General features: G+C 49.3%; 6 protein-coding genes. All 6 read left to right on the forward strand.

Going from position 1 to position 9,351, the window contains the following annotated elements; all coding sequences use genetic code 11:
• Positions 1–2,707: tetratricopeptide repeat protein (locus VIM72_RS31985; RefSeq protein WP_332006855.1), on the forward strand; the 2,707-nt coding region annotated here is incomplete at its 5' end.
• Positions 2,708–2,729: 22 nt separating this feature from the next.
• Complete coding sequence (locus VIM72_RS31990; RefSeq protein ID WP_332006856.1) at positions 2,730–4,955, forward strand: DUF4838 domain-containing protein; 2,226 nt, start codon at positions 2,730–2,732, stop codon at positions 4,953–4,955.
• Between the two features lie 144 nt (positions 4,956–5,099).
• Positions 5,100–5,711 (forward strand): TetR/AcrR family transcriptional regulator, encoded by a 612-nt coding sequence (locus VIM72_RS31995; RefSeq protein WP_332006857.1) that lies wholly within the window; start codon positions 5,100–5,102, stop codon positions 5,709–5,711.
• A 121-nt stretch (positions 5,712–5,832) separates the two neighbouring features.
• Positions 5,833–7,203 carry a TolC family protein gene (locus tag VIM72_RS32000; RefSeq protein WP_332006858.1) on the forward strand — a complete coding sequence of 457 codons (1,371 nt, stop codon included), beginning with the start codon at positions 5,833–5,835 and terminating at the stop codon, positions 7,201–7,203.
• A 10-nt stretch (positions 7,204–7,213) separates the two neighbouring features.
• Positions 7,214–8,257 carry an efflux RND transporter periplasmic adaptor subunit gene (locus VIM72_RS32005; protein ID WP_332006859.1) on the forward strand — a complete coding sequence of 348 codons (1,044 nt, stop codon included), beginning with the start codon at positions 7,214–7,216 and terminating at the stop codon, positions 8,255–8,257.
• 11 nt (positions 8,258–8,268) lie between these two features.
• The coding region (locus VIM72_RS32010; protein WP_332006860.1) for an efflux RND transporter permease subunit at positions 8,269–9,351 on the forward strand (1,083 nt) is incomplete at its 3' end.

The raw sequence follows: 9,351 nt of genomic DNA on the forward strand, positions 1-9,351 counted from the left end.
ATCGCAGCAGGCATTGAAAGCGCAGCCGGATTTCATTGACCAGCAGCTGTTGCTCGCGCGGTTGTATATGCTTACCAAACAATATGACCTGTCAAGAAAGTATATAAAAGAAGTACTTGTTAAAAATCCACGCTACCGCGATGCTTATTATTATGCCATCAATGTAGAGCTGACCACCGGCAAATATGCAGAAGCAGAATGCTACGCAGATGAAGCGCTGGCCTACTTTCCGGGTAGCCGCGAATTTATGCTGAAGAAGCTGGGTATACTGGACCTGCAGCACAAAGTATACCGCGGCAATGAGCTGGCCGAAACCATTATGAATAAATACCCTGAAGATACTACCGTTCGGAATGCTTACGTAGAACATTACCTGCAAAGCGGCAAATATTACCGGCAGTTGGGGAATAACGGCATGGCGCGGCAAAGCTACGACCGGGTGCTCCTCGCAGATCCGCGTAACCAGGAAGCCCGGGAGGCCAGTCTTGGTGTGGCATTGAAAGGAGGAAATTACCAATCGGCCCTGGAACAGGTAAATGATGAACTCACGCAACATCCCGGCAGCTACGACCTGCTGATGCGTAAACTGGGCATACTGCAGGATATGCATGCTTATACAGAAGCCCTGGGCACCTTACAGGAAATACAACGGCGGTACCCGGGTGATGCCAAAGCCCGCACAATAGAGACGCCCCTCCGTATGGAAGCTGCCGCCTACTATGCTAACATGGACCCCTATACGCTGTACGGCAGTGTGCTGGAAAAAGATCCCGGGAACCGGGAAGCGCTGGATAAAGTGATAGGTTACAGCATGGCCCGGGGCGCTTACCAGGAAGCCCTGGCGTGGATTAACCGTGGTCTGAAAGCTAATCCTCATGATACCCGCCTGCTGTCTTTAAAAATGGATGTACTGGAAGGCGACCGTAAGTATGCCAGTGCCGCCGCCCTGGCAATGATCCTGTATCAGCAGGCACCCAGTCCCACGCTTAAAGAAAGACTGGTACAACTGCAAACTGCTACCGGCCGCGAATACCTTGCACAACAGCAATACGACCTGGCCCTTGCTTCTTTTGAATCTGCCCTGCAGGTAAGCCCGGCTGATTCTTCGGTGCTTCATTTGCTTGTCAATACCTACATCTCACAAAAAAATAGTTCCGCTGCATTAAAAGTACTGGACCAGGCACTCTCCTACTATCCTTCCAATGAAGCTTTCCTGCTGAAAAAATCCGGCGTGCTGGCAGATGCGGGAAGGTATGAAGAAGCAGCCGCCATTGCCGGGGAACTGGCTGCACGCCATCCTGCTGATGAGCGTTTCAGCAACAACTTTGCCGACATGCGTTTAACTGCCGGCCGCAATTTAATGAGAGCAGAAGAATATGACCTTGCCAAACAACAGTTTGAACAGGTGCTGAACATAATGCCTTCCAACCAGGAAGCGCTTGACTATATGATCAACATGCAAAGCGCCACCGGCAAGCAGGACAGCGCCCTGTACTTTGCAGATAAAGCACTGGGCTATTATCCCGGCAACCGTGATTTCCTGCTGAAAAAGGCCGCCATACTACAGGACATGCACGCATATAGCGAAGCTGCCGCTATTACCGGCGACCTGGTGAACCGGTATCCTTACACGATCAGATATAAGAATGCGCATATCACCAGCCTGATGTCTGCCGGTACAGATTACCAGCGTAACCAGCAGCCCGACAGCGCGCTGGCAATGTTTAACCAGGTACTGGCACTGCAGCCCAAAGATTCAATGGCGCTGCTGTACAGCATCAATATCCTTAATGGGCAGCAGCGGTACGACAGCGCCCTGGCCTATACTGCGCAGGGGATAAAATATTATCCCGGCAATGAAACTTTCCTGATGAAACGCGCCATCACCCTGGAGAATAAAAAGGACTTTGCTGCCGCCGCACTGGTAGCGGATTCCATAGTAAAACTGCAACCAACGGCCGTGAACACCGATTATCATGATTACCTGGAAAGCAAAACGCTGAAGAACCAGTTTGGATTGTATTATCTCAACTCCAGCTATGACTATATGCCTGATAAATACAACATCGCTACAGTGGAGTACCGGCATTTCATGAAGCGTGGATCTTATGCCCTGCAGTTAAACTATGCAGGCAGGAAAACCGGCAATGGCCTGCAGGGATTGGCGGAAATGTATTACACACACTCCTCTAAACTTTATTCTTATGGCATGCTGGCATATTCTAATAAAACCGTATTCCCCCAGTTACGCGCTGCTTACTCCATATTTAAAACCTTTAAGAAAGAAATAGAAGTGGAACTGGGCGGGCGTTACCTGAACCTGGACAGCACCACCAGCTTTTCCGGCGTGGTTTCTGTAGCTAAACCCTTTGGTGATTTTTGGGTGAACCTGCGCGGGTATGGTATCAGCGAGTCTTCAGACTTTTATACCTCCTTTAATCTTACCACCCGTTACTTTATGAACCGGCGGCAGGATTACCTGCAGGTAGTAGCAGGATTGGGCACGTCGCCGGACGACAGGAGCCGGCTGATCAACTTCCCCAATCTTACCGGGTTGCTTACGCACAGCATTGGTGCAGGTTATCAGAAGGTGATCCGCTACCGGACCACGCTCGGGCTTTTTGGTACCTGGATTAATCAAAAGATCAGCGATAGCGGGTACCAGAACCAATATGATATTTATGTAACGCTTCAGCGGAAATTTTAATGGAACTACAATGTGCAGAATTATGAACAGCTTGTTGTTAATGATCACTACGTTGTTATACAGCGCCTGCCGGCCTTCGGCAGAAGAGATCTCACTGGTAAGCCAGGGGCGCAGTGAATATGTGATTGTGCTGCCGGAGCAGGCCACCAAAGCAGAAAGCAAAGCAGCCGGTATTTTCAGGGATTATATCCTGCGTATTTCCGGCGCTGCATTACCCGTAATAACCGAAGCACAGTATAAAGAGCAGCCTGCAGTGTTCATTGGGAACACCAGTCATAGCGTCGGACCTGCTGAGATCCGCGGAGAAGGCTTCTTTACCGGCAGTAAGAACGGTCATTTTTTTATCAGGGGCGGTAGCGGTCAGGGTGTAGTGTATGGCGTATACCATACCTTACAAACGTATATGGGTTGCCGTAAGGACGACGGCGGGCCGGCCACTGTGCCTACGGCAAAGGATATACGTTTAAATGGTGCGATCTCCGATTTAGAGGAACCCGCCTTCCTTTACCGGGAAAGCTACTACCCTCCTTCCATGGATGCCGAATATCTCGCCTGGCACGGGCTGCACAGGTTTGAAGACCTCTGGGGCCTCTGGGGGCATTCTTTTTTTAAGATCCTTCCGCCGGATACTTACTTCAAAGAGCACCCGGAATATTACTCAATGGTAAACGGGAAAAGACAGCCGTTGCAACTTTGCTTAAGCAATGAAAACGTATATACGTTAACGGTAGAGTGGTTTAAAAAAGCGATTGCCGCTAACCCGGATGCCATGTACTGGTCCATAGCCCCGCAGGATGGCGGCGGTGGTTGTACCTGCGACCTGTGCCGCAAGGCCGATGCAGAGGAAGGCGGGCCCCAGGGCTCACTGATCCGCTTTGTGAACCGGGTAGCCAAACAATTCCCGGACCAGCGCTTTACTACACTGGCATATGGCTATACCGCCAAAGCGCCGTTGAAAACAAAGCCCGCCGCCAATGTTTATATCATGCTGAGCACTATCGATGCTTTTCGCCAGGAGCCCTTGTCCCAGGCATCTTCGGCGGCAGGGTTCCGCAAAAACCTGGAAGACTGGGAAACTACTACCGGCAACCTTTTCATCTGGGATTATACCACGCAGTTCACCAATTACCTTAATCCATTTCCGGATTATGGCAACCTGGCAGCCAACCTTCAATACTTTGCCGCACATCATGTAAAAGGCGTGTTTTCCCAGGGCAGTGGCGAAACCTATGGAGATATGGCAGCCTACAACAGCTACGTACAGGCTTGCCTGTTATGGCAACCGCAGGCGGATATAAAAAAGATCAGCGGCGACTTCCTGCAAGGATATTATGGTCCCGCAGCCGCGCCAATGGGCCAATACCTGGATGCGCTGATAAACGCAGTTAAAAGCACACACGCTGTACTGGACATCTACGGCAATCCCATTTATTCGTCAAAGGATTATTTATCGCCGGGGCAGATAGACCAGTATTCCGGCTTCCTGGATAAGGCCGAAGCTGCGGCAGGGAACAACCCGGTTTATCTCAAACGGGTATACGATACCCGCCTGTTCCTGGAATATGCAGTGTTACAACAATCCCGTTTTTATGGGGCCGATAAATATGGCTATCTCCAGCCTGACGGAACCGTGAACCCGCGGTGGCCGCAACGGGTACAAAAATTTGTAGCCCAATGCAAAACCGCCGGCGTAAAAGAGCTTTCCGAAGGGGGCTTGTCCCCCGATGCCTACGCGCAGGAATGGCAGGAGCTGTTTTCCCGCAAATGGGTGAAAAGCCTTGCATACGGCGCTTCTGTTTCACTGGTTAATCCCTACACCCCGGAGTATACACCCAAAAAGGAACGTACGCTCACCGACGGGCTCACCGGCGGCAACGATTTCAGCTACAACTGGCTTTTCACTTATGGTAAGGATATGATAGCCACCATTGATATGGGCAGCAATAAAACGGTACACCAGATCGGGATGAATTTCCTGCAGGATGCACGCCATTATATATTCAATCCTGCACAGATAACAGTGGAAACCTCCCTGGACGGAAAAACCTATACTCCTGCCGGCGTAAAGGAGATCCCAGCCCCGGAAGAAGACTATGCCGTGCATATCAGTCATTACTCATTCACGCTGGCCGCTACATCCGCCCGGTATATCCGGGTTACTGCCCAATGCCCGGCAGCGCTGCCGGCGTGGCGGCTGGTGGAAGGTAAAAAGCCCTCGCTTTGCTGTGATGAAATAATGGTGGAATAAAAGTGGCTGCAACCGATAAGCTCCCGTGGGACTTAAAAATAATAACCGCTACAATGGCGGTAGCTGTCCTTCATCTCCCCGGCCTAAAAAATTAATTTGGAAAATAAACACCGTTCAGTATATTTGCACTGTAAACAATTCAACGTGGGCATAACAGAAAGAAAAGAGCGGGAAAAGGCAGAAATGCGCAGGCGTATTGTAGACGTGGCAATAAAAATGTTTGTGGAAGAGGGATATGAAAAAGTATCTATCCGCAATATTGCCGACAAAATAGAATATAGTCCTGCAACTATTTACCTGTATTACAAAGATAAAGACCAGCTGCTGTATGATGTACAGACAGAAGCTTTCGCTACGCTGGCCAATGAGTTTGCGCAGAAAATTACGCATAGGGAGCCGTTTAAGCGATTGCAGCAACTGGCAAAGGCATACATAGAGTTTTCAAGGGATCATCCTGAGTTGTATGACCTGATGTTTATTATTAAGGCGCCGATGAATGCCACCCATGAGGAAGAATGGAAGAATGGGGATCCTTCATATGATGCGCTGTTTCACCTGATGGAGGAATGCATAGCAAAGAAGCTCGTGAAATTTAAGGACGCCACTATTGCTACGCTATCTGTCTGGGCTTTTGCACACGGCTTCATCAGTCTCTACCTGAGAGGACGATGCAAGGTATCCGCCGTATCACAGGAAGAAATGCCCGGGGTGATAGACGAAGCAGTAGCCGAATACCTGCGGATGATCAAAGCATAAACCAGTAAAAGCCATTGCGGCTTTTTTTTAAGACCGCAATTAAACACTGTTCAGTATATCAACATCGATTAACAAAAGCCTGTGGCTTTTATTTTTTCGACACCAATAAACACCGTTCATTATGTACACGTCAATCACAAAAGGAGCATTGTTAACAACCTTGCTGACAGCGGGATTCAGCTCCTTTGCACAAAGCTCCGTACTGGATCAATACATACAATCCGCCTTCGATAATAATAAAGGTCTGAAGGATCAAAACTTCCAGCTTACCAGGTCAATGCTGGCATTACAGGAAGCCAAAAGCCTGTTCGGTCCAAATGTTTCGGTGCTCGGCAGTTACACCAAATCGGCCGGCGGGCGCACCATCGACTTCCCCATCGGCGATATTATGAACCCGGTGTACAATAGTCTTAACCAACTTACCAACAGTCATAATTTTAAAAATATCGACAACGTATCCGTACAGCTGAACCCCGATAATTTTTACGACGCCAAAGTAAGGGCCAGCCTCCCACTGATCAATGCAGAGATCTATTACAACCAGAAGATCCGCAAAGAACAGATCACACAACAACAGGCAGCACTGAATGTATACAAACGGGAACTGGTGCGCGATATAAAAACAGCCTATTACCAGTATTACCAGGCCGCACAGGCAGTAGCTATTTATAATAACGCATTGTCGCTCATCAATGAAAACATCCGGATCAACGAAAGCATGGTACGTAACGGCATTCGCAACAATACCGCCCTGTATCGCGCGCAAACAGAGAAACAAAAAACAGATGCCGATATCAACAAAGCCATTAATGCCCGGCAAAATTCAAAAGCCTATTTTAACTTCCTCCTGAACCGCGGACTGGATGAGAATATTACGCTTGACAGCACCCTCCTCCAGGTGCCGGCCCAACTGCCCGGCAAAGACATCAACGACCGGGAAGAACTGGCGCAATACAAAAGCGCTACTAACGTATACCGGTTAAACGAACAGCTGCAACGCTCCTACCTGGTGCCCAAACTCAGCACCTTTATTGATCTCGGCTCCCAGGGCATGGGCGCACGCTTCGATAAAGATACCCGCTATTATCTCTTTGGCGTAAACCTGGAATGGAACCTGTTCGCATCGCATAAATACAAATACAAAATTAAACAGGCTGCCAATGAAGTAGCCACCATCACCAATGCCGCCGATCAAACAACACAGCAGCTACGGTTACAGCTATACGAAGCGGTGAACAACTACCAGACATCCCTGCTGAACTTTAAAACCGCGCAAAGCCAGTTGTCTTTTGCAGAAAGGTATTACCGCGACCAGATGAAAGTATATAAAGAAGGGCAACTGCTTTATATAGAACTACTGGACGCACAGAACCAGCTCACACAGGCCCAGCTGCAAACCGCAGTAGCACAGGCCGCCGTGCAAACGGCCTACGCTTCGGTGGAACGTGCACAGGCATCTTACGATATCACTAACAATCACAACAACCAATAAACACATACTCATGAAAAATACATTGCTCCTGCTTCCCCTTTCCGTACTGCTGTTTTCCTGTGGCAGTAAACCGGCGGCAACCGCCACTGTTTCTGATACCATCCCGGTAAAGATCATGCCGCTGGAAAAACAGGGAACCGCAGTTACTATCAATGCTTCCGGGCAGTTTACTACCGACGATGAAGTATATCTCTCCTTCAAAACCAACGGCATCATCAGCAGTATCCTGGTAAAAGAAGGCGATAAGGTACATAAAGGACAATTACTGGCAACGCTCAATCTCACCGAAATAAATGCACAGGTACAGAAAGACCAGCTGGCCTTTGAAAAAGCCCAGCGCGATTACCAGCGCATTGTACGGCTGTATAACGACAGCGTAGCTACACAGGAACAACTGGAAAACAGTAAAACCATTATGGACCAGGCCCGGCAGCAACTGAGCACCACCCAGTTTAACCGCAGCTACTCCGCCATCCACGCCACACAGGATGGTTATGTATTGCATAAACTGGTAAGTAGCGGGCAAATGGTGAATGCAGGTACACCGGTACTGCAAACCAACGGCGCCAGCAGCTCCCACTGGCTGCTTCGTGTAGGCGTAAGCGACAGGGAATGGGCACAGGTGAAAAATGGTGACAAGGCCAGTATTGAAGTATCAGGTGTTCCCGGCGACACACTCACTGGCATGGTTACACGTAAATCCGAAGGCATCGACGCACAAAGCGGCACCTTCCTCATTGATGTACAACTCACCGGCAACAAGCCCGCCGCTATCGCGGCCGGCATGTTTGGCCGTTGCCATATTCACGCCGGCGCCGCTACCGGCGGCACCGCCTGGAGCATTCCTTACGCCTCCCTGCTGGACGGCAACGGTAGCAGCGGGTTTGTATTTGTTACCAACGATAATAAAACCGCACAGAAAATACCCGTTACCATAACAGGTATGGAAAAAGAAAATGTGCTTATCAGCTCCGGCATGGAACAGGCAAAAGCGCTCATCATTTCCGGCAGCGCTTACCTGAAGGATCAATCACCTATCCGTATCATCCAATAACAACAGCCATCATGAAAATAGCCAGATATGCCGTAAAAAATTACCAGTTCACCCTGGTAATATTTATAATGATCATCGTGCTGGGCATCACCACCATCCTGAATATGCCCCGCTCGGAAGATCCCGAAATGAGAGCCCCGCAGTATACTGTTATCGTAGTATACCCCGGCACCAGCCCGAAAGACATGGAAGACCTGGTGGTAGATCCTATAGAGAAGGAGATCTACGGACTGGATGATATCAAACGGGTGCGTACCTCCATCAGCGATGGCGTGGCCGTGATGCGCGTGGAATATAAATACAGCTCCAACGTAGACCAGAAATACCAGGAGCTGGTGAGAGAAGTGAACAACAAACGCCAGGAACTGCCTGCCGATATCTACAGCATAGAAGTACAAAAACAGGAGCCCTCTGATGTGAACGTACTGCAGGTAGCGTTGATCTCTGAAAACGCTTCCCGCGACAAGCTTCGCTACTACGCCGATAAGCTGCAGGATGAACTCGAGAAAGTACCTTCCCTGAAAAATGTAAAACTGCATGGCTTGCCGGAACAACAGGTAAGAGTAGAATTGCAGCTGGATAAAATGGCGCAGCTCCATCTGCCGGTGAGCACCGTGATGGCAGCCATGCAAAGTGAAATGGCCAATATACCCGGCGGTAGTATTGATGCCGGCGAAAAAAGTTTCAATATCAAAACCAGTGGCAACTACCAGCATCTCGATGAAATCAGCAACACCATTGTATCTGCCGGCAATGGGAAAAATATTTTCCTGAAAGATATTGCCCATGTATATTATGGTTTTGAAGATGAGAAATACTTTGTGCGGCTAAACGGTCACCGTTGCGTGGTAGTATCTGCTGCACAGAAATCCGGTGAAAATATCACCAAAACACAGCTCGCCTATAAACCGGTTATTGAGAAGTTCAGAAAAACATTGCCGGCCAACATTGATATGGTGCAGTACTTCGACCAGGCCGATGCGGTGAACAGCCGCCTGAGCGGCCTGGGAAAAGACTTTATCATTGCCATCCTGCTGGTAGCCTTTACCCTGCTTCCATTGGGTCAGCGCCCCGCGCTCATTGTGATGATCTCT

This window comes from Chitinophaga sp., from assembly GCF_036569185.1.
In the GTDB taxonomy this organism is placed as follows: domain Bacteria; phylum Bacteroidota; class Bacteroidia; order Chitinophagales; family Chitinophagaceae; genus Chitinophaga.

What these genes read in the sequence shown, in the direction of transcription:
- VIM72_RS31990 (WP_332006856.1), top strand. Translation starts at nt 2,730, where the DNA reads ATGAACAGCTTGTTGTTAATGATCACTACGTTGTTATACAGCGCCTGC.
- VIM72_RS32000 (WP_332006858.1), top strand. Translation starts at nt 5,833, where the DNA reads ATGTACACGTCAATCACAAAAGGAGCATTGTTAACAACCTTGCTGACA.
- VIM72_RS32005 (WP_332006859.1), top strand. Translation starts at nt 7,214, where the DNA reads ATGAAAAATACATTGCTCCTGCTTCCCCTTTCCGTACTGCTGTTTTCC.